This is a genomic window from Streptomyces lusitanus (assembly GCF_042647945.1).
GTDB classification, from domain to species: domain Bacteria; phylum Actinomycetota; class Actinomycetes; order Streptomycetales; family Streptomycetaceae; genus Streptomyces; species Streptomyces pseudogriseolus.
Genome location: NZ_JBHRWL010000006.1, coordinates 368952 through 394295, shown reverse-complemented (window position 1 = coordinate 394295; position 25344 = coordinate 368952). Strand labels below are relative to the sequence as shown.

Sequence of the window (25344 nt, the reverse complement as noted above, 5' to 3'; positions counted from 1 at the left end):
CGTGCCTAGCCCGCCAGGTCGAGCAGCAGCTCGCTCAGCTCGACAGGCATCGTGATCATGCAGTCGTGCCCGGTGGACAGCTCCCGCACCCGCGCCGGCGACCCGTTGGGCTGAACCGCCGGCACCGGGCGCCGCACGATGCCCTCCGGGGCCGCGCCCACGCAGTGGATGTGCGTGCGCGGCACCTGGCGCAGGGCCGGGTTGTCCATGCGGACCGGCTGGCGCAGGCTCAGCACCGGGTGGTCGGAGAGCATGCCGCGCAGCCACGCCGCGTCCGCCGGGTCGGTCACCCCGAACAGACCGAAGGGCGGCGGCAGTTCCGGCAGCGGCGGTATGCGCCACGGGGTGTCCGAAGAGGCGGCGGCGTCGATCAGCCGTTGCGTCACGGGCTGCGCGTCGACCGCGCTCTCGCCGTGCTCCGGCACCATCGCGTCCAGATACACCAGGTGCGCGACCCGCTCCGGGACCTCGTTGGCCGCCGACGAGATCACCAGGCCCGCGTAGCTGTGACCGACCAGGATCACGTCGGTCAGGTCCTCGTCCTTGATCAGCCGGACGACGTCCTCGACATGGGTGTCCAGACCCACCTCGGGCCCGAGCAGATGCGCCGTGTCGCCGTAGCCGGTCAGCGAGGGCCGGAACACGCGGTGCCCGGCGGCCTCCAGCAGCGGGGCGGTCCGGTCCCAGCACCGGCCGTCGTGCCAGGCGCCATGGACAAGCAGATAAGTCGACACAGGGGAACCTCTCAGGAGGGCGGAGGGCACAAGGAGGAAGACGGTTCCCTTCCGTGCCTCGGTACGCTTCAGGAACCGCCCCTTCATCGTGGTGCACGCGCCCGACCTGGGGCAATAAGGCACATTCCGGTGACCCGGTTCCCTGGAGGTAACCATGACCGCGGCCGACGGCCCGTCGTCCACCCCACGCCGGCAGGACCCCTGCCGCACCAGCGACGTCCTCGGCATCGTCGGCGACAAGTGGTCCCTGCTCGTCGTCCGCAACCTCAGCCAGGGCCCGCGCCGCTTCACCGAACTCAAGCGCGCCACCACGGGAATCAGCCAGCGCATGCTGACGGTGACCCTGCGCAGCCTGGAACGCGACGGCATCCTCACCCGCACCGTCCACAACGTCATGCCGCCGCACGTCAGCTACGCCCTCACGCCCCTGGGCCTGACCCTGCGCGAGGCCACGGCGCCCCTGCTGGAGTGGTCCACCCGCAACCTGGACGGCATCGAGGCGGCCCGCGCGGCGTACGACTCGCGCGCCGAGTCGGCCCAGCAGGCGCCCTCCCAGGGCCAGTCGGACCGGACCTAGGCGACCTGGGGCCGCACCACCGCGAACCGCGCCCCCTCCGGATCCGCCACCGTGGCGACCCGGCCGTGTTCGGTGTCCCGGGGGCCGGCGAGGACCTGGCCGCCGAGGTCGAGCACCTGGGCCGCCGCGGCGTCGGTGTCCGTCACCGTGAAGTACGTCGTCCAGTGCGGCCCCCGGTCGCGGGGGAGCGCGTTGCCCAGGCCGTGGACGCCGGTCACCGGGCGGCCGTCCAGGCGCAGCGTCACGTAGTCCAGGTCGGCGGAGACGACCGGGTCCTCGTCGTAGCCGAACACCGTCTCGTAGAACTTGGCCACGTTCGTCGTCTCGTAGGTGGCCAGTTCGTTCCAGGCCGGGGTGCCGGGCCGGCCGGTGGCGCCCGGGGTCGCCCCGTCCGCCGCCTGCCAGATGCCGAAGACCGCGCCGCTCGGGTCCGAGGCGAGCGCCAGGCGTCCCGCGTCGGCGGCGTCCAGCGGCCCCACGCCCACGGTCCCGCCGCACGACCGCACCGCCTCGGCCGTCAGGTCCACGTCGTCCGAGGCGAAGTAGGGCGTCCACGCCACGGGCAGCCGCCGGTCCGGGGGCAGCACCCCGATCCCGGCCACCGCCTGCCCGTCGAGCTCGGCACGCACGTACGGGCCCAGCGGCCGTGCGACGGGCCGGAACTCCCAGCCGAACAGCGCCCCGTAGAACTGCTCGGTCGCGTCGAGTCCGCGCACCATCAGGCTCACCCAGCAGGGTGTGCCGGGCGTGTGCCGTGCGTCGGTCATCGTCACTCTCTTCTCGGCCGCCCGTACGTCGGCCGTGTCCGCTCGCCCCTGCGGGGCCGTCCCGCGCCGGCCCGGCGGATCGTTCCCGCAACGCAGCCGACACCGTATGTGCCCGATCCCGTACGCGCGGTGACCGGATGTGCCCGGCCGAGCAGAGTAGCCGGACCGGGACGACTCGGCCACCCCGTGCGCGAGGATGGTGACCATGAACGCCATCATCTCCGCCTCCGAACTCGCGGACGCGCTGCGCTCGGAGCGCCCTCCGGTCCTGCTCGACGTCCGCTGGCAGCTCAGCACGGCCGCCGCGACCGGCGAGCCGTTCGACGGCCGCGCCGCCTACGCCTCCGGCCACATCCCCGGCGCCGTCTTCGTCGACCTGGACCGCGAACTGGCTTCCCCGCCGGGCCCGCGGGGACGCCATCCGCTGCCGGACCTCGAGGTGTTCGGCGCGGCGATGCGGCGCGCCGGGGTGTCCGCCGGGAGGCCCGTGGTCGCGTACGACGGCGGCATCGGCTGGGCGGCGGCCCGCGCCTGGTGGCTGCTGCGGTGGACCGGCCACCCGGACGTGCGGGTCCTGGACGGCGGACTCCCCGCCTGGGACGGCCCGACGGAGACGGAGACGCCCGTGCCGGCCGAGGGCGACTTCGTGCTGAAGCCGGCGGACGGCGTGGTGCTGGACGCGGACGGCGCGGCGGCGCTGGCGCGTTCGGGGGTGCTGCTTGACGCGCGTGCGGGGGAGCGGTACCGGGGCGAGGTGGAGCCCATCGACCCCGTCGGCGGCCACATCCCGGGTGCGCTGTCCGCGCCGACCTCGGACAACGTGGGCCCGGACGGCCGCTTCCGGCCCGCCGCCGAACTGCGCGCCCGCTTCGGCGAGCTGGGCGCGACGCCGGACGTCCCGGTCGGCGTGTACTGCGGCTCGGGCGTGTCCGCCGCGCACGAGGTACTGGCACTGGAGATCGCCGGTGTCCCGGCGTCGCTGTACGTCGGCTCCTGGTCGGAGTGGTCCTCGGACCCGGAACGGCCGGTCGCGGTGGGGCCGGATCCGCGGTGACGGAGTCTTGTCAGCCCTGACGGGCCTCGCCCGGGAGCGGCGGACGGGCATCTTCCAGCCCCTCCGGCGTTTGAGGAGCGGGGTCCGGGGCGGAGCCCCGGAAACCCGGCTACTCCTGCTTCTTGCGCCGCGTGCCGAACACGATCTCGTCCCAGCTCGGCACCGCCGCACGGCGGCCGGGGCGGACGCCGTCCGCCTCGGCCTGCCGGTCGGTCGAGCCGATGAGACGGTCCCGGTGACCGCCCACCGAACGGGGCATCAGCACGTCCGCGTACGCGGAGCCCGCGGACGCGGCCGGCGCCGGCGGCTCCTCCGCCTCGGGCTCCGACTCCGGCTCCTCCGCGGCCGGTTCGGTGCGCTCCGGCACCACCAGGTCGCCCCGGAAGCTCGGCACGGCCTCCAGCAGGCTGGTCAGCGAGTCGCGTTCACCCGAGGCGGTGGCCGCGGTCGACTCCTCGGGCGGCTCGGACGCCTGGGCGGGCAGGCTGGGGCGCTCGCGGTCGGCGGGGCGGTCCAGCGGGCGGTCGCGCGGCAGCCGGGCGATGCGCGGCACGAAAGGGAAGCTGGGCTCGGGCGCGGCGAGGTCGTCGGACTCGCCGATCAGCGAGCGGGCCTCGTCGTCGACGGCCTGGACGAGCCGCCGGGGCGGGTCGTACGTCCAGCTCGCCGAGTGCGGCTCGCCCGCCACCCGGTAGACCAGCAGGACCTCCCAGGTGCCGTCGTCGCGGCGCCAGGAGTCCCACTGCACGGTGTCCTTCTCCGCGCCGCGCAGCAGCAGCCGCTCCTGCACGGTCTCGCCCAGCGGGGGGCCGGAGTTCTCACCGGGGCGGCGGACCGGCGTCTTGCGGGCGCGCTCGGCCATGAAGGCGCGCTCGGCGAGGACGGGGCCCTCGAAGCGCCGTACGCGGTCCACGGGGATGCCGGCCATCTGCGCGACCTCTTCCGCGGTCGCGCCCGCCCTTATACGGGCCTGGATGTCGCGGGGGCGGAGGTGGCTCTCCACCTCGATCTCGATCTGGCCGAGGCGGGGACGGTCGCCGCGCACGGCGGCGCGGAGCCGTTCGTCGATCGGAAGCGTGTACTCCGTGCTGTCCGCAGCCTTCAGCACCAGCCGTGTGCCGTCATTCGAGACGGCCACGACACGCAGTTCGGGCATGGGGACCTCCCGGGTGGTGCCTGCCGACGTCACGTGCGTCGCTGCTTCCGCTAGTCGAGTGTGGCCTGCCCGGGTGCAGCCTGCCACAACCTTGCCGAGTTGCCCGGCGTGTCGGGCGCGGGCCCTGGATCGCCGTTATGGCACGGTGACCTATTCGCAACGCTAAGTGACCAAATGCGTCACCCTGTGCAACTAGCCCCCTCCCGGCGGTCCTCCGAGGACCCGGGCACCCTGACGGGAGTCCGGACCCAGGGCTCGCAACAGTACTCCATTTGGGCCACGTGCGTGGATTGGCACGCCGTGCGAGTTCGCGCAAGGGGCGGGACTTGGCCGCCGTTGTCCCCCTCATCCACCCCTGGGCCAGGCGGACTTGTGGGGAACTTCACGCAATCACCGGAAACGGAGGCAATGTCCACGCACCGGACCGCACGCAGACCACGCCCCGGACTACGCGCCCAGAACCCGCCGCAAGTAGTCGTTGCGGAACCGCCGTTCCGGGTCCAGCCGGTCCCGCAGCGCGACGAACTCGCCGAAACGCGGATACACCCGTGAGAGGTACTCGGCGTCACGCGTGTGGATCTTCCCCCAATGGGGTCGTCCCTCGTGCGCGGTGAAGATGCGCTCGGCGGCGGTGAAGTACCGCTGGTACGGCGTCCCCTTGACCATGTGCACCGCCACGTAGGCGCTCTCCCGGCCGGACGCCGTGGACAGGGTGATGTCGTCGGCCGGCGCGGTGCGCACCTCGACCGGGAAGCTCACCCGCAGCGGGGACCGGTCCACCATCGCCTTCAGCTCCCGCAGCGTGTCGACGAGCGCCTCGCGCGGCACGGCGTACTCCATCTCCACGAAGCGCACCCGGCGCGGGGAGGTGAAGACCTTGTAGGGGATGTCGGTGTACGTCCGCGCGGACAGCGCCCGGCTGGAGATCTGCGCGATGGCCGGAATCGTCGCCGGCGCGGCGCGGCCCACCCAGTTGACGGCCTGGAAGAGGCCGTTGGAGAGGAACTCGTCCTCGAACCAGGCGCGCAGCGGCGGCACCGGGCGCTCCGGGCCCGCGCCGCGGTTGTTGCGCTTGGTGTTGGTGTTGCCGGTGTGCGGGAACCAGTAGAACTCGAAGTGCTCGTTCTCGGCGTGCAGCGCGTCGAACTCGGCGCACACCCGGTCGAACGGCATGGGCTCCTCGCGCGCGTTGAGCAGGAAGAGCGGCTCCACGGCGAAGGTGAGGGCGGTGACGATGCCGAGGGCGCCGAGGCCGATCCGGGCGGCGGCGAAGACGTCCGGGTTCTCCTTCTCGGAGCAGGTGAGCACCGAGCCGTCGGCGGTGACCAGTTCGAGGCCCTTGACCTGGGCGGCGATGGAGGCGGACTCCCGGCCGGTGCCGTGGGTGCCGGTGCTGGTGGCCCCGGAGACCGTCTGCTCCATGATGTCGCCCATGTTGGTCAGCGACAGCCCCTCGCGCGCGAGGGCGACGTTGAGCCGCTTCAGGGGGGTGCCCGCCTCGACCGTGACGGTGCCCGCCTCGCGGTCGATCCTCCGGATCCCCGTCAGCAGCTGAGGGCGTATCAGCAGGCCGTCGGTCGCCGCTATGGAGGTGAAGGAGTGGCCGGTGCCGACGGCCTTCACCGGCAGCCCGTCCTCGGCGGCCCGGCGCACGGCGGCGGCCAGTTCGTCGACGGAGGCGGGCGTGACCTCCCGGGCCGGCCGGACGGAGACGGTGCCTCCCCAGTTACGCCACGTGCCGTTCCTCGTGCTCGTCGTGCTGCCCAACGGAGCCTCCCCGACCCGGCGCCGGCCGCTTGAGCCGGCGGTACCCGAGGAAACCGACCGCGACCGCGACGGCCCCGGCGGCCGCCGGCACCCCGTACCCGGCGCGCGCCCCGGCCGCGTCGATCACCCAGCCGCCCGCGGAGGAACCGAGGGCGACGCCGACCGCGAGCCCGGTGCTCACCCAGGTCATGCCCTCGGTGAGCTGCGCGCGAGGTACGTGCTCTTCGATGAGGGACATGGTCGTGATCATCGTGGGAGCGATGGACAGACCCGCAACGAACAGCGCCACGGCCAGAAACGGCAAGTTTCCGACCAGTAGGAGTGGGATCATACTCACGGCCATCGCGCAAACGCCCAGCAACCACCGACGTTCCGGCGCCCCCGCGAAGTGCAGCAGCCCGAACACCAGACCGGCCACGCAGGAACCCAGGGCGTACACCGCGAGCACGAGGCTGGCCGCGGCCTTGTGTCCCTCCTCCTCGGCGAAGGCGACCGTCACCACGTCCACCGCGCCGAAGATCGTGCCCGTCGCCGCGAACGTCGCCACCAGCACCTGAAGTCCGCGCGAACGCAGCGCCGTGCCGCCGCCCTTCCGCTCGCGCGGGTGTGGCTCCGGCTCGGTGGCCCGCTGCGCGGTCAGCCAGAAGACGCCGGCCGCCAGGAAACAGGCGGCCAGCAGTGGGCCGGCCTCCGGGAACCACGCCGTGGACAGGCCGATGGAGACGATCGGGCCGACGATGAAGCACACCTCGTCGACCACCGACTCGAACGAGTAGGCGGTGTGCAGGCTCGGGGTACCGCGGTACAGCGCCGCCCAGCGGGCCCGGACCATCGCGCCGAGGCTCGGCACGCACCCGACTCCCACGCACGCGGCGAACAGCACCCACTCGGGCCACGAGAAGCGGACGGCGAGAAGCAGCACCGCCCCCGCGGACAGCGACAGCAGCGTGGCGGGACGCAGCACCCGGCGCTGCCCGTACTGGTCCACCAGCCGCGAGACCTGAGGGCCCGCCAGCGCGGCGGACAGCGCGATGGTCGCCGAGAGGGCGCCCGCCAGCCCGTACCGGCCGGTCACCTGGGAGATCATCGTGACGACGCCGATGCCCGTCATGGACAGCGGCAGGCGGCCGAGGAACCCCGCGGCGGAGAAGGCCTTGCTGCCGGGGGCGGCGAACAGGGCGCGATAGGGGCTGGACACGGCTGCTCCGGGAGATCGGTACAGATCGGTAAGGTGCTAGCGCAGTCGATACAGATTACCGGCGGTGTCACCCGTTCGCGCCGGTGATCTCCGGCACCTTCCGGGCACATCCCCGGCCCCCGTCCCCGCCGTCGGCGCCGGGTGGGAGGATCGAGACATGTCTGACGTGCTCGATGCCAGCCCCTACGACGCCCTGCTCCTGCTCTCCTTCGGCGGCCCGGAAGGCCCGGACGACGTCGTCCCGTTCCTGGAGAACGTGACACGCGGGCGGGGCATCCCCAAGGAACGCCTCAAGGAGGTCGGACAGCACTACTTCCAGTTCGGCGGGGTCAGCCCCATCAACGACCAGAACCGCGCCCTGCTGCACGCGCTGCGCAAGGACTTCGCCGAGCACGGCCTGGACCTTCCGGTGTACTGGGGCAACCGCAACTGGGCGCCCTACCTCACGGACACCCTCCGCGACATGGTCCGCGACGGCCACCGCCGCGTCCTGGTCCTCGCCACCAGCGCCTACGCCTCCTACTCCGGCTGCCGCCAGTACCGCGAGAACCTCGCCGACGCGCTCGCCACGCTGAAGGAGGAGGGGCTGGAGCTGCCGGCGGTCGACAAGCTGCGGCACTACTTCAACCACCCCGGCTTCGTCGAGCCCATGGTCGACGGCGTGCTCCGGTCGCTCGCCGACCTCCCCGAGGACGTGCGGGACGGCGCGCACATCGCCTTCTGCACCCACTCCATCCCCACCGCCGCCGCGGACACCTCCGGCCCCGTCGAGGCCCACGGCGACGGCGGCGCGTACGTCGCGCAGCACCTGGACGTGGCCCGGCTGATCGCCGACGCCGTCCGCGAGCGCTCCGGCGTCGACCACCCCTGGCAGCTCGTCTACCAGTCCCGCTCCGGCGCCCCGCACATCCCGTGGCTGGAGCCCGACATCTGCGACCACCTCGAGGAGCGGAAGGCCGCCGGCGTGCCGGCCGTCGTCATGGCTCCCATCGGCTTCGTCTCGGACCACATGGAGGTCCTGTACGACCTCGACACCGAGGCCACGGCCAAGGCGGAGGAGCTGGGCCTGCCGGTGCGCCGCTCGGCGACCGTCGGCGACGACCCGCGGTTCGCCGCCGCGGTCCGCGAGCTGATCCTGGAGCGCGCCACCGCCGAGCGGGGGCAGGAGGTCTCGCCGTGCGCCCTGGGCACGCTCGGCGCGAGCCACGACCTCTGCCCGGTGGGCTGCTGCCCGGCCCGCGCCCCACGCCCCGCCGCCGCGGGCGCCGACAGCCCCTACGCATGAGGAGCACCGTGACCGACCCCCTGCACGCGGAACTGCTGGACCTCGCCCGGGAGGCCGCCCGGCGCGGGGGCGAGCTGCTGCGCGACGGCCGCCCGGCCGACCTCGCGGTCGCCGCCACCAAGTCCAGCTCGGTCGACGTCGTCACCGAGATGGACATCGCGGCGGAGAAGCTGATCACCGGGCTGATCGCCGAGCGCCGCCCGGAGGACGGTGTCCTCGGCGAGGAGGGCGCCTCCACGGCCGGCAGCAGCGGCGTCCGCTGGGTGATCGACCCCCTCGACGGCACGGTGAACTACCTGTACGGGCTGCCCACCTGGGCCGTCTCCGTCGCCGCCGAGCAGGACGGCGTGACCGTCGCCGGCGCGGTGTTCGCCCCGATGCGCGGCGAGGCGTACCACGCGGTGCTCGGCGGCGGCGCGTGGGCCACGGGCGCCTGGGAGGGCGAGCGGCGCCTGGCCTGCCGGCCGTCGCCGCCGCTGGACCAGGCGCTGGTCTCCACCGGCTTCAACTACGTCACCGACGTCCGCGCCCACCAGGCCGACGTCGTCCGCCGGCTGGTCCCGCTGGTGCGGGACATCCGCCGCGGCGGCTCGGCGGCGATCGACCTGTGCGACGTGGCGGCGGGCCGCCTGGACGGCTACTACGAACGCGGCCTGCACCCGTGGGACCTGGCGGCGGGCGCCCTGATAGCCCGAGAAGCCGGCGCCCTGACCTCGGCCCGCCACCCCGACGCCCCACCGTCCGGCGACCTCACGGTGGCCGCCTCCCCGGGCGTCTACACGCCCCTGCTCGCCCTGCTGGACGATTTCGGGGCGTGGCACGACTGAGAAGGTCGGCGACCGGCGCCGCCGACTGACGGGATGGCGGCGGCGCAGGTCACCGGGCCGGGGCTGTGCGGTGGCCCTCGAGCGTCCGGGCCGACACAGCCCCGCCCGACGGTGAACAGGTGTGCGTACGCACAACCCCGCGGTGCCTCACGGCATGCGGGGGGTGGCGGTTCGATACCGTCCGCGGCCCGGTGGGGGCTCGGCGCGCAGTTCCCCGCGCCCCTACGGGTGCTGCGGTGAACGCGCCCCGTAGGGGCGCGGGGAACTGCGCGAGCAACCCGCGACAACCCGCACCCGACTACGCCCGAACCGCCGGATGCCGCAGGGGGCGGCGCCGACCGGGCGGGAAACCGCGGCGAGCCCCGGTGGAGTGATCCACCGGGGCCCGCCGGGTGGTGCCGGATGCGGCGGTCAGACGCTCGTCGCGCCGACTTCCACGCCGTGTTCGGCGGCGAGGCGGCGCAGGTCGTCGAGTTCGCCCTGCTCCACTTCGACGAGGAAGTCGTCGCCCTCGTCGCGGGCCCGCGACAGGTCGGACTCGGTCGCCTTTATGCGCTGCAGAAGTCCTGCGGTGAATGCGTCCATGCTGCGCCCCCTCGTCCTGGGTCGGTGGGTCGGTGGCACGGGGGTGTGCCGTCGGAAGGGACGATCACGTCCGTGGCGGATGCCCGGCGCCGCTCGGCCGGGCGGCGACGGTGCCGGACATCCACGCCCGCTCTGCGGAAGCGGACCGTGTGCACCGCATGGTGGTGCGGTACAAGCAGAGCGTGATCGTGGGATGTAAACCCGTCCTCCCCAAGCTCCCTCCCGTGGAAACCTAACCTCGCGAGAAATTCTCGTATTCCCGCCCCGTTCGTCCGCACGTTCCCCGGCCCCGGGGCCGCCGGCCACCCCCTGTTCCGGGCCGCCTTACAGCCGACTTACGGCCGAAAAGGGCAGGATGGAGGCAACAACACCCACCCGTACCCCTGCCCGCGCGTGCCCTCGTGGTCCGCCGGGCGGGTCATGAGAAAGGACCAGGGACGTGCGCGTACTCGTCGTCGAGGACGAGCAGCTGCTCGCCGATGCGGTGGCCACCGGGCTGCGCCGGGAGGCCATGGCCGTCGACGTCGTGTACGACGGTGCGGCCGCCCTGGAGCGCATCGGCGTCAACGACTACGACGTGGTCGTCCTCGACCGCGACCTTCCCCTCGTGCACGGCGACGACGTCTGCCGCAAGATCGTCGAGCTCGGCATGCCCACGCGCGTGCTGATGCTCACGGCGTCCGGCGACGTCAGCGACCGCGTCGAGGGGCTCGAGATCGGCGCCGACGACTACCTGCCCAAGCCGTTCGCGTTCAGCGAGCTCATCGCGCGCGTGCGGGCGCTCGGCCGGCGTACCAGCGTGCCCCTGCCGCCCGTCCTGGAGCGGGCCGGGATCAAGCTCGACCCCAACCGCCGCGAGGTCTTCCGTGACGGCAAGGAGGTCCAGCTCGCGCCGAAGGAGTTCGCCGTGCTGGAGGTCCTCATGCGCAGCGAGGGCGCCGTGGTCTCCGCGGAGCAGCTGCTGGAGAAGGCCTGGGACGAGAACACCGACCCGTTCACCAACGTCGTCCGCGTGACCGTGATGACCCTGCGCCGCAAGCTGGGCGAGCCGCCGGTCATCGTGACCGTGCCCGGCTCCGGATACCGGATCTGATCACCGACCATGGCTGCCACTCCCGCGCCCCCCACCGCGCCTCCCAAGCCCACCTGGGACCCCCGGTCGCCCACCCCGCTGCCGTGGCTGCGTCCCACCATCCGCATACGGCTCACGCTGCTGTACGGCGGCATGTTCCTGATCGCCGGCATCCTGCTGCTGTCGATCATCTACCTGCTCGCCGCGCAGGCCCTGCGCACCGGCAGCCAGCCGCTGTTCAAGATCGTCGACTTCGACGGCCTGAAGGTCTCCAGCAACGACTGTCCGGGCGTCGCCAACGGCAACCTCTCGCTGACCGAGTTCAACGCCGCGATCAGCGAGTGCATCGACCACCAGCGCCAGGTCGCCCTGGACAACCTCCTCAGCCGCTCCCTGCTGGCCCTGCTCGGGCTCGCCGTGATCGCGTTCGCCTTCGGCTACGCCATGGCCGGGCGGGTGCTGTCGCCGCTGGGCCGGATCACCCGCACCGCCCGCGCGGTGGCGGGCTCGGACCTGTCGCGCCGGATCGAGCTGGACGGCCCGGACGACGAGCTGAAGGAGCTGGCGGACACCTTCGACGACATGCTGGAGCGCCTCCAGCGCGCGTTCACCGCCCAGCAGCGCTTCGTGGGGAACGCCTCGCACGAGCTGCGCACCCCGCTGGCGATCAACCGCACGCTGCTCGAGGTGCACCTCTCCGACCCGAAGGCGCCGGTGGAGCTCCAGCAGCTCGGCAAGACCCTGCTGGCCACCAACGAGCGCAGCGAGCAGCTCGTGGAGGGCCTGCTGCTGCTCGCCCGCAGCGACAACCAGATCGTCGAGCGGGGCCCCGTCGACCTCGCGGAGGTGGCCGGCCAGGCCATCGACCAGGTCGCCGCCGAGGCGGAGTCCCGGCACGTGACGATCCGCGGCACCCGCCGGTCCGCCGTGGTCCAGGGCAACGGCGTGCTGCTGGAGCGGATCGCCCTGAACCTGGTGCAGAACGCCGTGCGGTACAACGTCCCGGAGGACGGCTGGGTGGAGGTCTCCACGGAGGTCCAGCACGGCCAGGCGGTCCTCGTGGTGTCCAACACCGGCCCGGTCGTGCCCGCGTACGAGATCGAGAACCTCTTCGAGCCGTTCCGCAGGCTGCGCACCGAGCGGACCGGCAGCGACAAGGGCGTCGGCCTGGGTCTGTCCATCGTGCGGTCGGTCGCCCGGGCGCACGGCGGGCACATCTACGCGCAGCCGAGGGAGGGCGGAGGCCTGGTGATGCGCGTCACCCTGCCGATCTGACATCATGCCCCGGCCCCGGCGCATGTTCGCTCTGCGCGGAATTTTCTCGCGTCGCCGCGATCGAATTCATGTGTGATCGATCACAGGTGCGCCGATTCAGCCATCTACTCTCCGTGATCATGGATCCCGTCGGAAAGCCGGAAAAGTCCCGGTTTTCAGGGGCCCTGTTCACGGGAAGTACACGGTGAGGTGCCTTTGAAGTGCGGCATCGGGACCGTGTACGGTCCCCTTCGCCATCCAAGCCGATCACTCATGAGGAGTCCGGTTGGGTGTCGATTGAGTAACAGACCTTGATGTGAGGCAAAATCTCCGCCTCAGGTCGGGCACAAGTCCGGCCTCTCACGCGTTACGTGCGCTGGAGACACCGCATACACCCAGAGGGGGAGAGCGACATGGCTACCGACTACGACACTCCACGCAAGACCGACGACGACGTCGACTCGGACAGCCTGGAAGAGCTGAAGGCCCGGCGGAACGACAAGTCGGCCTCGGCCGTGGACGTCGACGAGTTCGAGGCCGCCGAGGGCCTCGAGCTGCCCGGTGCGGACCTCTCGAACGAGGAGCTGGCCGTCCGGGTCCTGCCCAAGCAGCAGGACGAGTTCACCTGCATGAGCTGCTTCCTGGTGCACCACCGCAGCCAGCTGGCCCGCGAGAAGAACGGCCAGCCGATCTGCCGCGACTGCGACTGAGGCGGGGTCGGCCGTGACTGGCTCGACCCCACCGCGGAAGCGCCGCTTCTTCTCGAAGGGAGCGGACCAAGGGTCCTTGGCGGACCCGCAGCACGACACGCGTGATGACGAGCGAGGCCCAACCGGTTCCGGGGCGGCCTCGCTCGAAGCGCGGGCCGGCCGGGGTGACCTTCCGGCGTCCGTGGAGGTCACCGCGCCCGTGGCCCGCAGGCGCACCGCCGTCGTCCGGGAGAAGGCCCTGGACGGCGTCCGCAAGGGCGGAGCGCGCGCCCGCGCGGGACTGGCGCACCTCGCCGACCGGATCATCGACATCGCCCCGCGTGTGCCCGTACGGGACCTCGCGACCCTGCGGGAGCAGTTCCCCGGGCTCGGGCCCGAGGAGCTCGCCGACAAGCTGGTGGCGGGCGCCGCCAAGGCCACGGCGACCGTCGGGGCCGGCGTCGGAGCGGCCGCCATGATGCCCGTACCGCCCGCGATGCCGACGGAACTGGCCGCGGAGGTCACCGGCGTCGCCGCGATCGAACTGAAGCTGATCGCGGAACTTCACGAGGTCTACGGCGTACGACCGGCCGGCGGCCTCTCCCAGCGCAGCACCGTCTACCTCACCTCCTGGTCCCAGGAGCGCGGCATCGAGGCGACCAGGCCCTCCACCGTGAGCGCCGCACTGAACAGCCGCGTCAAGCGCGAACTGCGCCAGCGGATCATGAAACGCACGGTGCGCAATTTGCCGAACCTGATGCCGTTCCTGGTGGGCGCGGCCGTGGGCGCCGTGATGAACCGGCGCGACACCAGAAAGCTCGCCGCCCGCATCCGGGACGACCTGCGCAAGATCCAGGTGCCCTGGGACGAGCTGCCCGCGCTCCCGGCGCTGGAGCGCCCCCACGACGCCCTCCCCGAACACGCGCTGGAGCTCGACATGGACGCCGTAAGCCCCCGCAAGGACGACGACGACCCCCGCTGACCGCCCGGGGACGGGCCGCCGGACCGCTACGAGGCGTCCGCCGCGTCCCGCGCCGCCCGGAGCGCCTGCGCCAGCCGCTCGGGCTCACGGGTGGACAGGAAGACGTACGGAGTGGGGTCCTCCGGGTCCGTCACGGCCACGCGCAGCGCACCGGGGATGTACGCCCGCAGCAGCATGAACGCGCGCGGGTCGGCCTTGGGGCCGCGCCAGGCGCGGGCCTCCTCCGCGTCCAGCACCTCCGCGTCGCCGAGCGCCGACGCCGGGATCTTCGCCTCGCCCGCGATCAGATGACCGTTCACGACCCGGATCCGCACCGAGCCGTACGCGCTCACCACGACCGCCGCCGCGGCGGTGCCGCCGGCCAGCCCGGCCAGCATCGGCAGGGTGCCGAACGGCACCATGATCAGCGCCAGCGAGGCCCCGGCCAGGAAGCACAGGAACCACCAGGAGCGGGGAGCGGTGAGGCGTTCGTCGTACGGGGCGGCGGAAAGCTGCATGGATCCAAGCTTGGCACGCCTCCCGCGAGGGCCCCGCGCCAGGGCGGACGCGTGATCGGCCGCCTGGCGGGAGGCGGGTAAGGTCTGCGCCTGTGAGTGGTAATTCCGCAGCTCTTCAGCCCCCCGCCGACGCCGTGCCGCCCGTGCGCCACCCCGACGCCCCCGCACCGGGCGAGCTCCTGGGCGCCCACTACGGGCAGTGCTTCGGCTGCGGCGACGAACAGCCGCACGGGCTGCACCTCCAGGCGCGCGCCGGCGAAGGCGTGTCGATCACCGCCGAGTTCACCGTGCAGCCCGCGCACCAGGGCGCCCCCGGACTCGCCCACGGCGGGGTGCTGGCCACCGCCCTCGACGAGACGCTCGGCTCGCTGAACTGGCTGCTGCGCACCATCGCCGTCACCGGACGGCTGGAGACCGACTTCGTCCGGCCCGTGCCCGTCGGCACCGTGCTGCACCTCCAGGCGGAGGTGACCGCCGTGGCCGGACGCAAGATCTACTGCACCGCCACCGGACGCATCGGCGGCCCCGACGGCCCGGTCGCCGTCCGCGCGGACGCCCTCTTCATCGAGGTCAAGGTGGACCACTTCGTCGACCACGGCCGCCAGGAGGAGATCCAGGCCGCGATGCAGGACCCCGACCAGGTCCGCCGGGCCCGCGCCTTCGAGGTGAACCCGTGAGCGAGCGCGGCGCACTCGAGGTGCTGATCCGGCGCGTCGACCCGGACGTACCGCTTCCGGCGTACGAGCACCCCGGCGACGCGGGCGCCGATCTGCGCACCACCGAGGCCTGCGAGCTGGCCCCGGGGGAGCGGGCCGTGCTGCCCACCGGGGTGTCTGTCGCGCTGCCGGAGGGGTACGCGGCCTTCGTGCACCCGCGATCCGGTCTGGCCGCACGCTGCGGCGTCGCCCTGGTGAATGCCCCGGGGACGATTGATGCCGGGTACCGTGGGGAGATCAAGGTGATCGTGGTGAATCTCGACCCGCGCGAGTCCGTGCGGTTCGAGCGCTTCGACCGGATTGCCCAACTGGTCGTCCAACAGGTCGAGAGGGTGCGCTTCGTGTCGGTCGCACAGCTGCCCGCATCGGCCCGGGCCGAGGGGGGCTTCGGATCCACCGGCGGCCATGCCGCGGTGGAAGGTAAGAGCGGCACAAGCGTTCAGGCCGCCGAGGGCGGTACAGCGGGTGGGAATCGATACGCTTCGGTCGTATCCGACCGGGAAGGACAGTGACGTGTTCGGACGTCGCAAGAAGAGGGATGCCGCCGACGGTGCGGCCGGCGAGGCCGAGCAGGTCGTCGACGGTGTCGACGCTGAGGCGGACGAGGAGACCGGGCGCGTGAGGCTCGAGCCCGCGCCCCGGCCCGACGGGCCCTGGGACAGCTCCGAGGTCCGCGAGCCCGGCGAGGGCCGGGTCGATCTGGGCGGTCTGTTCGTGCCCGGTGTGGACGGCATGGAACTGCGCGTGGAGGTCGCGGGCGACGCGATCGTCGCGGCCACCGTCGTGCTGCGGGACAGCGCCATCCAGCTTCAGGCCTTCGCCGCGCCCAAGCGCGAGGGCATCTGGGGCGAGGTGCGCGAGGAGATCGCGTCCGGCATCACCCAGCAGGGCGGCATCATCGACGAGGTCGAGGGCCCGCTGGGCTGGGAGCTGCGCGCCCAGGTGCCCGTGCAGCTGCCGGACGGCACCGGCGGCTTCCAGGTCGTGCGGTTCGTCGGCGTGGACGGCCCCCGCTGGTTCCTGCGCGGAGTGATCTCCGGGCAGGGCGCGGTGCAGCCGCAGGCGGCGGGGCTGCTGGAGCAGATCTTCCGGGACACGGTGGTGGTGCGCGGGGACGGGCCCATGGCCCCGCGCGACCCGATCGTCCTGAAGCTGCCGAACGACGCGCAGATGGTGCCGGAGAACGTGCAGCAGGAGGAAGGGTCCCGGTTCGCGGGCGGCATGAGCCGGCTGCAGCGGGGGCCTGAGATCACCGAGGTGCGGTAGTTCTTTTTTCGTCGGCCCGCGGGGCCGGCCGTTCGCGGCCGGTTCCGCGGGCCGACGTGTTTTCCGGGGCTCCGCCCGGACCCCGCTCCTCAAACGCCGGAGAGGCTGATTCCCCAGCCCGTCCGGCGTTTGAGGACGAGGCCCGAAGGGCCGAAGGGGGGTCTGGGGGCGCAGCCCCCGGGACGGGGAGGGAAGGGGCGGCGGGGGCGACTTCCTGGTGCGGCAACCCTTGACGGCCGATTGGTCTGGACCTACCGTCCCGGATCAATCCGGGTGTTCAAAGGAGCGCCCACTGTTCATGTACGGGAACGGATGGCCCCCACATGTCCGCTTCACGCCCCCGGCGCCGCCCCCTCCGCGCCACACTGTTCGCTCTCCTGACCACCGCCCTCGCCGCCACCCTCGTCCTCCGCCCCGACGCCCCGCCCGCCGAGGCCGCCCCGCCCGCCAGCGCCGCCGCCCCGGCCACCTTCACGCACCCCGGAGTCACCGTCTCCCGGGGCCAGCTCGACTTCGCCCGCGCCAAGGTGCTGGCCGGCGCCCAGCCCTGGAAGGGCGCCTTCGACCGCATGGCGGCGAGCAAGTACGCCGACCTGAACCGCACGCCCAGGCCCCGCGCCGTCGTGGAGTGCGGCTCGTACTCCAACCCCAACCTCGGCTGCACCGACGAGCGCGAGGACGCGATCGCCGCGTACACGCAGGCCCTCCTGTGGTACGTCACCCGCGACGAACGCCACGCCCGCAAGGCCATCCAGCTCATGGACGCCTGGTCCGCCGTGATCCGCGACCACACCAACAGCAACGCGCCGCTCCAGACCGGCTGGGCCGGCTCCTCCTGGGCCAAGGCCGCCGAGATCGTCAAGCACACCTACCCCGGCGCCTGGGCGAACTCCGGCCGCTTCGCCACCGTGCTCCGCGACGTCTACCTGCCCGAGATCATCAACGGCTCGAACTCCAACGGCAACTGGGAGCTGACGATGACGGAGGCCGCCGTCGGCATCTCCGTCTTCCTGGAGGACCGCGCCTCGTACGACAAGGCCATGGCGACGTTCCGCACCCGCACCGCCGCCTACGTCTACCTGGCCTCCGACGGGCCCCTGCCGAAGACCGTCCCGAGCCAGAACCTCGACACCCGCGACAAGATCGTCCGGTACTGGCAGAACCAGTCCACCTTCGTCACCGGTCTCACCCAGGAGACCTGCCGCGACCTCACGCACACCGGCTACGGCATCTCCTCCATCTCGCACATCGCCGAGACCAGCCGCATCCAGGGCCAGGACCTCTACGGCACCGACGTCGGCGAGCGGCTGCGGCACGCGCTCGGCTTCCAGGCGAAGTACGAGCAGGGCGAGGCCGTGCCGAGCTGGCTGTGCGGAGGCACCCTGCACCTCGGCCTCGGCCCGGTCACCGAGGTCGGCTACAACGCGATGCACAACCGCCTCGGCTTCGCCATGACCAACACCCAGGCGCTGACCGAACGCACCCGCCCCGCCGGCACCAACAACCTGTTCGTCGCCTGGGAGACCCTCACCCACGGCGACAATCCCGCCTGAGCCTGTTGATCGGCCGGGCGCCGGACAGCGATACTGGCGCCCGGTTCACGGGGGGAGACATCCACATGGGACGGACGGTCACCGACGCCATGGTGCGCGTCGAGGACGTGCACAAGTCGTACGGCACGGGGGCCGCCGCCGTGCACGCGCTGCGCGGCGTCTCCTTCGAGATCCCGCGCGGCGAACTCGTCGCCCTCAAGGGACGCTCGGGCTCGGGCAAGACCACCCTGCTGAACATCGTCGGCGGCCTGGACACTCCCGACCGGGGACGGGTCGACGTCGACGGCCGCGACCTCGCCGGCCTCGACGAGGAGGGCCTGCTCGCCCTGCGCCGCGACCAGGTCGGCTTCGTCTTCCAGTCCTTCGGCCTCATCCCGATCCTCAGCGCCGCCGAGAACGTCGGCGTCCCGCTGCGGCTGCGCGGCGCGGACCCCCGCGAGCGCGAGGAGCGCGTCGAGCTGCTGCTGTCCCTCGTCGGCCTCGCCGACCACGCGGCCCAGCGGCCCGGCGAACTGTCCGGCGGCCAGCAGCAGCGGGTCGCCATCGCCCGTGCCCTCGCCAACAACCCCGCCCTGCTCGTCGCCGACGAGCCCACCGGCCAGCTCGACGCCGAGACCGGGCACGCCGTGATGGAGCTGCTGCGCGCGGTCGTCCGCAGCGAGAACGTCACCGCGCTCGTCGCCACCCACGACACGACCCTGCTCGACCTGGCCGACCGGGTCCTCGAACTGAGCGACGGGCAGATCACCGAGCACTGACCGGCCGCCCCGCCGCCCGCGCGTCAGGGTTGCGTCAAGGTCGCACCCCGCGCCCCCGCCCGCCGCCCGGCCACCGCGCGCGGCGGCCTAAGGTCGACTCCGCTGGGAGCACGACCGGAAGACAATGGGGCCATGGGACGCGGCAAGCTTCGGATCCACCTCGGCGCGGCGCCGGGCGTGGGCAAGACCTACGCGATGCTCGCCGAGGCGCACCGCCGCGCCGAACGGGGCACCGACTGCGTCGTCGCCTTCGTCGAGACGCACGGCAGGCCCCGCACCGAGGCCCTGCTCACCGGGCTGGAGCAGGTTCCGTACCGGACGCTGGAGCGGGGCCGTGTGACCGTGGCCGAGATGGACCTCGACGCCGTCCTCGCCCGCCGCCCCCGCGTCGCCCTCGTCGACGAGCTCGCCCACACCAACGCGCCCGGCTCGCGCAACGCCAAGCGCTGGCAGGACGTGGAGGAGCTGCTGGCCGCCGGGATCGACGTGCTGTCCACCGTCGGCATCCAGCACCTGGAGTCCCTCGGCGACACCGTGGAGTCCATCACCGGCGTACGGGAGCGGGAGACCGTGCCGGACGAGGTGGTGCGCCGCGCCGACCAGGTCGAGCTGGTCGACATGACGCCCGAGGCGCTGCGCCGCCGCATGGCGCACGGCAACATCCACCAGCCCGATCAGGTCGACGCCGCCCTCTCCAGCTACTTCCGCCCCGGCAACCTCGCCGCCCTGCGGGAACTCGCCCTGCTGTGGGTCGCCGACCGGGTCGACGCCCACCTCCAGCGCTACCGCAGCGAACACGCGGTCTCGGCGATCTGGGGCTCGCGCGAGCGGATCGTGGTCGGGCTGACCGGCGGACCCGAGGGCCGCACCCTGATCCGGCGGGCCGCGCGGCTCGCCGAGAAGGGCGCCGGCGGGCAGCTGCTCGCCGTGTACATCTCCCGCAGCGACGGCCTCACCTCCGCCTCGCCCGGCGAGCTGGCCGCCCAGCGCACCCTCGTGGAGGACCTCGGCGGCAGCTTCCACCACGTCGTCGGCGACGACATCCCCGCCGCCCTGCTCGACTTCGCGCGCGGCGCCAACGCCACCCAGATCGTGCTGGGCTCCTCCCGCCGCCGCACCTGGCAGTACGTCCTCGGCCCCGGCGTCGGCGCGACCGTCGCCCGTGACTGCGGGCCCGACCTGGACGTGCACATCGTCACCCACGAGGAGGCCGCCAAGGGCCGCGGACTGCCCGTCGCCCGGGGCGCGCCGCTCGGCAGGCTGCGCCTCGCCTGGGGCTGGGCGGTCGGCACGGCGGGCCCCGTCCTGCTGGCGGTGCTGCTCACCGCCTTCGACCCGGGGCTCGCCATCGACATGCTGATGTTCCTGGCGGTGACGGTGGCCGCGGCGCTCCTCGGCGGGCTCGCGCCGGCCCTCGCCTCCGCGGCGGTCGGCTCGCTGCTGCTGAACTTCCTCTTCACCCCGCCCCTGCACACCTGGACCGTCGCCGACCCGCGGAACATCGTCGCCATCGTCGTCTTCGTCGCGGTCGGCGCGTCGGTGGCGTCCGTGGTCGACCTCGCCGCCCGGCGCACCCAGCAGGCGGCCCGGCTGCGCGCCGAGTCGGAGATACTGTCGTTCCTCGCGGGCAACGTACTGCGCGGCGAGACCGGCCTGGAGGACCTGCTGGAGCGGGTCCGGGAGACCTTCGGCATGGAGTCCGCCGCGCTGCTGGAACGGGCCGGGGACGTCGAGCCGTGGACCTGCGCGGGCCGGGTGGGCCGGGGCCGCCCGGTCGAACGGCCCGAGGACGCCGACGTCGAGGTGCCCGTCGGGGACGACATGGCGCTGGCGCTGACCGGCCGGGTGCCGCCCGCCGAGGACCGCAGGGTGCTGGCCGCCTTCGCCGCGCAGGCCGCCGTGGTCCTGGACCGCCGCCGGCTGCGCGAACAGGCCGACCGCGCCCTCGCCCTCGCCGAGGGCAACCGCATCCGCACCGCGCTCCTCGCCGCCGTCAGCCACGACCTGCGCACCCCGCTGGCCGGGATCAAGGCGGCCGTCTCCTCCCTGCGCTCCGAGGACGTCGAATGGTCCGACGAGGACCGCGCCGAGCTGCTGGAGGGCATCGAGGACGGCGCGGACCGCCTGGACCACCTGGTGGGCAACCTGCTCGACATGTCCCGCCTGCACACCGGGACGGTCACCCCGCTGATCCGCGGCACCGACCTGGACGAGGTGGTGCCGCGCGCCCTCGGCGGGGTGCCCGAGGACAGCGTCGCCCTGGACGTCCCCGAGACGCTGCCCATGGTCGACGCCGACCCCGGACTGCTGGAGCGGGCGATGGCGAACGTGATCGAGAACGCCGTGAAGTACAGCCCGCCGGGTCAGAAGGTGCTGGTCGCCGCCAGCGCCCTCGCCGGCCGGGTCGAGGTGCGGGTCGTCGACCGCGGCCCCGGCGTCCCCGACGAGGCGAAGGAACGCATCTTCGCGCCGTTCCAGCGGCACGGGGACGCCCCGCGCGGCGCCGGCGTCGGACTGGGCCTGGCGGTCGCCCGCGGCTTCACCGAGGCCATGGGCGGCACCCTCAACGCCGACGACACCCCCGGCGGCGGCCTCACCATGACCCTCACCCTGCACGCGGCGACAGCCCGGCCCGAGGACGGCCCGCGCGAGGGCACGCACGACGGCCCGCGCGAGGGCACGCGCGCCCCCGTCGCCGCCCGTGACGAAAGGCGAGTTCCATGACCCGCGTCCTGGTGGTCGACGACGACCCGGCCATCGTGCGGGCCCTGGTGATCAACCTCAGGGCCCGGCAGTACGAGGTCGACTCCGCCGAGGACGGGGCGGGCGCCCTGCGCGCCGCCGCCCGCCACCCGGACGTGGTCGTCCTCGACCTGGGCCTGCCCGACATGGACGGCGTCGACGTCATCCGGCGGCTGCGCGAGTGGAGCCGCATGCCGATCCTGGTGCTGTCCGCGCGGCACGCCTCGGGTGAGAAGGTCCAGGCGCTGGACGCCGGGGCCGACGACTACGTCACCAAGCCCTTCGGCATGGACGAGCTGCTCGCCCGCCTGCGGGCCGCCGTACGCCGTGCGGAACCCGCCGACGGGGGTGACCTGGTCGTGGAGACCGAGACGTTCACCGTCGACCTGGCCGCCAAGAAGGTGCACCGCGACGGCGGGGACGTACGGCTGACGCCCACCGAGTGGCACCTGCTGGAGGTCCTGGTGCGCGGCGGCGGGCGGCTGGTGGGACAGAAGCAGCTGCTGCGGGAGGTGTGGGGCCCGTCCTACGGGACGGAGACCAACTATCTGCGCGTGTACATGGCGCAGCTGCGCCGCAAGCTGGAGGCGGACCCGTCCCGCCCGAGACACCTCATCACCGAGCCGGGCATGGGCTACCGCTTCGAGAAGTGACGGCGGGCCGTTCGGACCGGGGCAGCAGCGGGTACGTAACCGTCAGCCCACCCCGGTACGCTTCAGATATGAGTGCTGTTCCTCGGTCCGAGAAGCCGGCAGGCCGGTTCCGCCGCATGCTCGACCGGCTCTCGTCCTCGCAGGAGGACCTGGAGTCGGAGGAGCTGCGCGAGGACGCCGCGACTGCCGGATGCACGCGGATAGGTGACTGCCAGGACCGTGAGATCGTTACGGTTACTGGTACCTTGCGCACGGTCACGCTGCGGCCGCGCGCGGGAGTGCCCGCCCTGGAGGCCGAGCTGTTCGACGGAACCGCCGCGCTGGACGTGGTGTGGCTCGGCAGGCGCTCCATCGTGGGGATAGAGCCGGGGCGCAAGCTGATCGCATCGGGCCGGATCGCCATGACCCGTGGTCGCCGGGTGCTGTTCAATCCGAAATACGAACTGAGACCCCTCGGACGGGAGTAGCCGGTGACGTCGCTCGACAAGCCGACAACCGAAGAGACATCCGCGGACACGTCCGCGGAAGACGCCCGGGCGGTGACGGAAGCCGCCCTGTTCGAGGCGTTCGGCGGTGTCCGGGGCATGGTCGAGACGGTGCTGCCGGGGCTGCTCTTCGTCAGCATCTACACGGTCAACAAGAACCTGCACATGTCGGCGCTCGCCGCGCTCGGTGTGGCGCTGGTCATGGTCGTGGTCCGGCTGGTGCGCCGGGACACCGTCAAGCACGCCTTCAGCGGTGTCTTCGGCGTCGGCTTCGGTGTCGTCTTCGCGATGATGACCGGCAACGCCAAGGACTTCTACCTGCCGGGCATGCTCTACACCCTGGGCCTGGCCCTGGCGTACATCGTCACGGCGCTGGCGGGCGTGCCGCTGATCGGGCTGATGCTGGGCCCGGTGTTCAAGGAGAACCTCTCCTGGCGCACCAGGAACCCGGGCCGCAAGAAGGCGTACACCAAGGCCAGCTGGGCCTGGGGCCTGATCCTGCTCGCCAAGTGCGCGATCCTCTTCCCGCTGTACTGGTGGGCGGACACCACCCAGCTCGGCTGGGTGCTGGTGGCGCTGAAGATCCCGCCGTTCCTGCTCGCCGTCTACCTGACCTGGGTGTTCCTGGCGAAGGCCCCGCCGCCGATCGACGTCTTCGCCGAGATGGAGGCGGAGGAGCGGGCCGAGGAGGAGCGGAAGGCCGCGGCCGCCGAGGTGGAGAGCGAAGGCGCGCCGGCGGGCCGGCACCGCCGCCGCTGAGTCTCCCGTACGAACGTGAGGGGCGCCCGGATCACTCCGGGCGCCCCTCACGTGTGCCGGCGTACGGCCGCCGGCTGCCGCTACGACTCCTTGCGGACCGAGAGCAGGTCCTCCAGCTGCTCCTCACGGGCCGGCGCGGCCACGAAGAGCAGCTCGTCGCCGGCCTCCAGGGAGTCCTCGCGGGTCGGGGTCAGCACCCGCGTGCCGCGGATGATCGTGACCAGCGAGGTGTCCTGCGGCCACTGCACGTCCCCGACCTGGGTGCCGGCCAGCGCCGACTCCTCCGGCAGGGTCAGCTCCACCAGGTTGGCGTCGCCATGGCTGAAGCGCAGCAGCCGGACCAGGTCGCCGACGCTCACCGCCTCCTCCACCAGCGCCGACATCAGCCGCGGGGTGGAGACGGCGACGTCCACGCCCCAGGACTCGTTGAACAGCCACTCGTTCTTCGGGTTGTTCACCCGGGCGACGACGCGGGGCACGCCGTACTCGGTCTTGGCGAGCAGCGACACGACCAGGTTGACCTTGTCGTCACCGGTCGCGGCGATCACGACGTTGCAGCGCTGGAGCGCCGCCTCGTCCAGGGACGTGATCTCGCAGGCGTCGGCGAGCAGCCACTCCGCCTGCGGGACGCGCTCCACCGAGATCGCGGTCGGCGCCTTGTCGATCAGCAGGACCTCGTGGCCGTTCTCCAGCAGCTCTCCCGCGATCGAGCGGCCGACCGCGCCGGCTCCGGCAATGGCGACCCTCATGAGCGACCGCCCTCCTCTTCGGGTCCCTTGGCGAAGGCCGCCTCGACCCGGTCGATCTCGTCCGTGCGCATCATCACGTGCACCAGGTCGCCCTCCTGCAGCACCGTCTGCGAGCTGGGCAGGATGGCCTCCCCGAGCCGCGTGAGGAACGCGACCCGCACGCCCGTCTCGTCCTGCAGCCGGGAGATGCGGTGCCCCACCCACGCCGCGGAGGTGTGCACCTCGGCGAGCTGGACCCCGCCGGTGGGGTCGCGCCACAGCGGCTCCGCGCCCGAGGGGAGCAGCCGGCGCAGCATCTGGTCGGCCGTCCAGCGGACGGTGGCCACGGTGGGGATGCCCAGGCGCTGGTAGACCTCCGCGCGGCGGGGGTCGTAGATGCGGGCCGCGACGTTCTCGATGCCGAACATCTCGCGGGCCACCCGGGCGGCGATGATGTTGGAGTTGTCGCCGCTGGACACGGCGGCGAAGGCGCCGGCGTCCTCGATGCCGGCCTCGCGCAGGGTGTCCTGGTCGAAGCCGACCCCCGTGACCCGGCGGCCGCCGAACGAGGAGCCCAGCCGGCGGAACGCGGTCGGGTCCTGGTCGACCACGGCGATCGTGTGCCCTTGTTCCTCCAGGGCCTGGGCCAGGGCGGAACCCACCCTGCCGCAGCCCATGATGACAATATGCATCGCGTTACACCGCGCTTCCTGCAGGCCGTGCGACCTTCATGACCTTCGTGCTCATGTCTCTCTTTCGGCTCGCCAGGCAACACGTCGCGGCCGGTTGGCGGCCGCCAGGCAACATCATGCCGGGGTCCGCCGCCCCTGACGCCCCTCGGGGGCGCCTCTGCCCGCCGTAACCGACGGTACGCGGGCGCGGCGGGGGTGTTCCGTGAGCCCGGCCCCCGGACCCGCGGTTCCCCTCGCCCCTACGGGTGCTGCGGTGAACGCGCCCCATAGGGGCGCGGGGAACTGTGCGAGCAACCCCCGACGGCCCGCACCCGACCGCACCCGACCGCGCCCGAACCGCCGCGTGCCGCAGAGGCGCCCGCCCTCTAGCGTCGAGTGATACTCCGCACGCTGGCGATCGCCAGGACGCCGAGGACGACGAGGCCGGCCGCCGCTCCGATCAGTTCTGCGGTCGTGTGCATGGGACCCTCCACGAGGCGTGGCGACAACGGCCGGGCATGTGGTCGTACAGGCATGGGAATCCCCCGACCTGCGCAATACGCACCCCG

At 72.8% G+C, this 25344-nt stretch carries 26 protein-coding genes; 17 read left to right on the top strand and 9 right to left on the bottom strand.

Annotation, left to right across the window (positions count from 1 at the left end; translation table 11 throughout):
• Positions 1-5: 5 nt before the first annotated feature.
• Positions 6-734 (bottom strand): alpha/beta fold hydrolase, encoded by a 729-nt coding sequence (locus tag ACFOSY_RS11265; protein ID WP_394306618.1) that lies wholly within the window; start codon positions 732-734, stop codon positions 6-8.
• Between the two features lie 154 nt (positions 735-888).
• On the opposite strand from ACFOSY_RS11265, the gene ACFOSY_RS11260 reads away from it, so the two are divergent.
• Positions 889-1311 carry a winged helix-turn-helix transcriptional regulator gene (locus ACFOSY_RS11260; protein ID WP_394306617.1) on the top strand — a complete coding sequence of 141 codons (423 nt, stop codon included), beginning with the start codon at positions 889-891 and terminating at the stop codon, positions 1309-1311.
• Here ACFOSY_RS11260 and ACFOSY_RS11255 read toward each other — a convergent pair.
• Positions 1308-2078: a VOC family protein gene (locus ACFOSY_RS11255; RefSeq protein WP_394306616.1), complete on the bottom strand. Its 771-nt coding sequence runs from the start codon at positions 2076-2078 to the stop codon at positions 1308-1310. The two genes, ACFOSY_RS11260 and ACFOSY_RS11255, sit on opposite strands and share 4 nt — an antisense overlap.
• A 205-nt stretch (positions 2079-2283) precedes the next feature.
• On the opposite strand from ACFOSY_RS11255, the gene ACFOSY_RS11250 reads away from it, so the two are divergent.
• Entirely contained in the window at positions 2284-3132 is an 849-nt protein-coding gene (locus ACFOSY_RS11250; protein ID WP_394306615.1) for a sulfurtransferase, read from the top strand.
• A gap of 109 nt (positions 3133-3241) precedes the next feature.
• On the opposite strand, the gene sepH is transcribed toward ACFOSY_RS11250, so the two are convergent.
• The 3 genes from sepH to ACFOSY_RS11235 form a co-directional block, all read right to left on the bottom strand.
• Positions 3242-4288 (bottom strand): septation protein SepH, encoded by a 1047-nt coding sequence (gene sepH / locus ACFOSY_RS11245; protein WP_225652205.1) that lies wholly within the window; start codon positions 4286-4288, stop codon positions 3242-3244.
• A gap of 447 nt (positions 4289-4735) precedes the next feature.
• Positions 4736-6055, bottom strand: a complete 1320-nt coding sequence (locus tag ACFOSY_RS11240) for a D-arabinono-1,4-lactone oxidase (protein WP_394306614.1) — start codon at positions 6053-6055, stop codon at positions 4736-4738.
• Positions 6015-7253, bottom strand: a complete 1239-nt coding sequence (locus tag ACFOSY_RS11235; protein ID WP_394306613.1) for an MFS transporter — start codon at positions 7251-7253, stop codon at positions 6015-6017. The genes ACFOSY_RS11240 and ACFOSY_RS11235 overlap by 41 nt, the downstream gene beginning before the upstream one ends.
• A gap of 157 nt (positions 7254-7410) precedes the next feature.
• Between ACFOSY_RS11235 and ACFOSY_RS11230 the strand changes: the two genes are divergently transcribed.
• Positions 7411-8538 carry a ferrochelatase gene (locus ACFOSY_RS11230; protein ID WP_394306612.1) on the top strand — a complete coding sequence of 376 codons (1128 nt, stop codon included), beginning with the start codon at positions 7411-7413 and terminating at the stop codon, positions 8536-8538.
• Positions 8539-8546: 8 nt separating this feature from the next.
• Positions 8547-9365, top strand: a complete 819-nt coding sequence (locus ACFOSY_RS11225; RefSeq protein WP_394306611.1) for an inositol monophosphatase family protein — start codon at positions 8547-8549, stop codon at positions 9363-9365.
• Between the two features lie 411 nt (positions 9366-9776).
• Here the strand turns inward: ACFOSY_RS11225 and ACFOSY_RS11220 are convergent, their stop codons facing one another.
• Positions 9777-9950, bottom strand: a complete 174-nt coding sequence (locus tag ACFOSY_RS11220; protein WP_006136389.1) for a hypothetical protein — start codon at positions 9948-9950, stop codon at positions 9777-9779.
• Positions 9951-10389: 439 nt separating this feature from the next.
• Here ACFOSY_RS11220 and ACFOSY_RS11215 point away from each other — a divergent pair, with 439 nt between their 5' ends.
• The 4 genes from ACFOSY_RS11215 to ACFOSY_RS11200 all read left to right on the top strand — a co-directional run bounded on the left by ACFOSY_RS11215 (position 10390) and on the right by ACFOSY_RS11200 (position 13947).
• A complete protein-coding gene (locus tag ACFOSY_RS11215; protein WP_003993508.1) occupies positions 10390-11043 on the top strand; it encodes a response regulator transcription factor in 654 nt (217 codons plus the stop codon).
• 9 nt (positions 11044-11052) lie between these two features.
• Positions 11053-12297: a sensor histidine kinase gene (locus tag ACFOSY_RS11210; RefSeq protein ID WP_394306610.1), complete on the top strand. Its 1245-nt coding sequence runs from the start codon at positions 11053-11055 to the stop codon at positions 12295-12297.
• Positions 12298-12689: 392 nt separating this feature from the next.
• On the top strand, positions 12690-12986 hold the full coding sequence (locus ACFOSY_RS11205; RefSeq protein WP_003993510.1) for a DUF4193 domain-containing protein: 297 nt from the start codon (positions 12690-12692) through the stop codon (positions 12984-12986).
• A 13-nt stretch (positions 12987-12999) separates the two neighbouring features.
• Complete coding sequence (locus ACFOSY_RS11200; protein WP_394306609.1) at positions 13000-13947, top strand: hypothetical protein; 948 nt, start codon at positions 13000-13002, stop codon at positions 13945-13947.
• A gap of 26 nt (positions 13948-13973) precedes the next feature.
• Here the strand turns inward: ACFOSY_RS11200 and ACFOSY_RS11195 are convergent, their stop codons facing one another.
• Positions 13974-14444 (bottom strand): DUF3093 domain-containing protein, encoded by a 471-nt coding sequence (locus ACFOSY_RS11195; protein ID WP_394306608.1) that lies wholly within the window; start codon positions 14442-14444, stop codon positions 13974-13976.
• A 92-nt stretch (positions 14445-14536) separates the two neighbouring features.
• Between ACFOSY_RS11195 and ACFOSY_RS11190 the strand changes: the two genes are divergently transcribed.
• From ACFOSY_RS11190 to ACFOSY_RS11150, 9 genes are all read left to right on the top strand, one after another.
• A complete protein-coding gene (locus ACFOSY_RS11190; protein WP_394306607.1) occupies positions 14537-15121 on the top strand; it encodes a PaaI family thioesterase in 585 nt (194 codons plus the stop codon).
• On the top strand, positions 15118-15672 hold the full coding sequence (gene dut, locus ACFOSY_RS11185) for a dUTP diphosphatase (protein ID WP_394306606.1): 555 nt from the start codon (positions 15118-15120) through the stop codon (positions 15670-15672). The genes ACFOSY_RS11190 and dut overlap by 4 nt, the downstream gene beginning before the upstream one ends.
• A 1-nt stretch (position 15673) precedes the next feature.
• Positions 15674-16426: a DUF3710 domain-containing protein gene (locus tag ACFOSY_RS11180; protein WP_225652214.1), complete on the top strand. Its 753-nt coding sequence runs from the start codon at positions 15674-15676 to the stop codon at positions 16424-16426.
• A gap of 323 nt (positions 16427-16749) precedes the next feature.
• Positions 16750-17979: an alginate lyase family protein gene (locus ACFOSY_RS11175; RefSeq protein WP_394306605.1), complete on the top strand. Its 1230-nt coding sequence runs from the start codon at positions 16750-16752 to the stop codon at positions 17977-17979.
• Positions 17980-18044: 65 nt separating this feature from the next.
• The gene (locus tag ACFOSY_RS11170) at positions 18045-18737 is read left to right on the top strand and encodes an ABC transporter ATP-binding protein (RefSeq protein WP_394306604.1); all 693 of its coding nucleotides are present in this window, start codon (positions 18045-18047) and stop codon (positions 18735-18737) included.
• Positions 18738-18869: 132 nt separating this feature from the next.
• A complete protein-coding gene (locus ACFOSY_RS11165; protein WP_394306603.1) occupies positions 18870-21461 on the top strand; it encodes an ATP-binding protein in 2592 nt (863 codons plus the stop codon).
• Positions 21458-22132, top strand: a complete 675-nt coding sequence (locus ACFOSY_RS11160) for a response regulator (protein ID WP_394306602.1) — start codon at positions 21458-21460, stop codon at positions 22130-22132. Before ACFOSY_RS11165 ends, ACFOSY_RS11160 begins: the two co-directional genes overlap by 4 nt.
• A gap of 68 nt (positions 22133-22200) precedes the next feature.
• Positions 22201-22599, top strand: coding sequence for an OB-fold nucleic acid binding domain-containing protein (locus tag ACFOSY_RS11155; protein WP_394306601.1), 399 nt, complete (start codon positions 22201-22203; stop codon positions 22597-22599).
• Positions 22600-22602: 3 nt separating this feature from the next.
• Positions 22603-23376, top strand: a complete 774-nt coding sequence (locus ACFOSY_RS11150; protein ID WP_394306600.1) for a DUF3159 domain-containing protein — start codon at positions 22603-22605, stop codon at positions 23374-23376.
• Positions 23377-23456: 80 nt separating this feature from the next.
• On the opposite strand, the gene ACFOSY_RS11145 is transcribed toward ACFOSY_RS11150, so the two are convergent.
• Both ACFOSY_RS11145 and ACFOSY_RS11140 read right to left on the bottom strand, forming a co-directional pair.
• Positions 23457-24125 carry a potassium channel family protein gene (locus ACFOSY_RS11145; RefSeq protein ID WP_394306599.1) on the bottom strand — a complete coding sequence of 223 codons (669 nt, stop codon included), beginning with the start codon at positions 24123-24125 and terminating at the stop codon, positions 23457-23459.
• Positions 24122-24796, bottom strand: coding sequence for a potassium channel family protein (locus ACFOSY_RS11140; protein WP_394306598.1), 675 nt, complete (start codon positions 24794-24796; stop codon positions 24122-24124). The genes ACFOSY_RS11145 and ACFOSY_RS11140 overlap by 4 nt, the downstream gene beginning before the upstream one ends.
• Positions 24797-25344 lie beyond the last annotated feature (548 nt).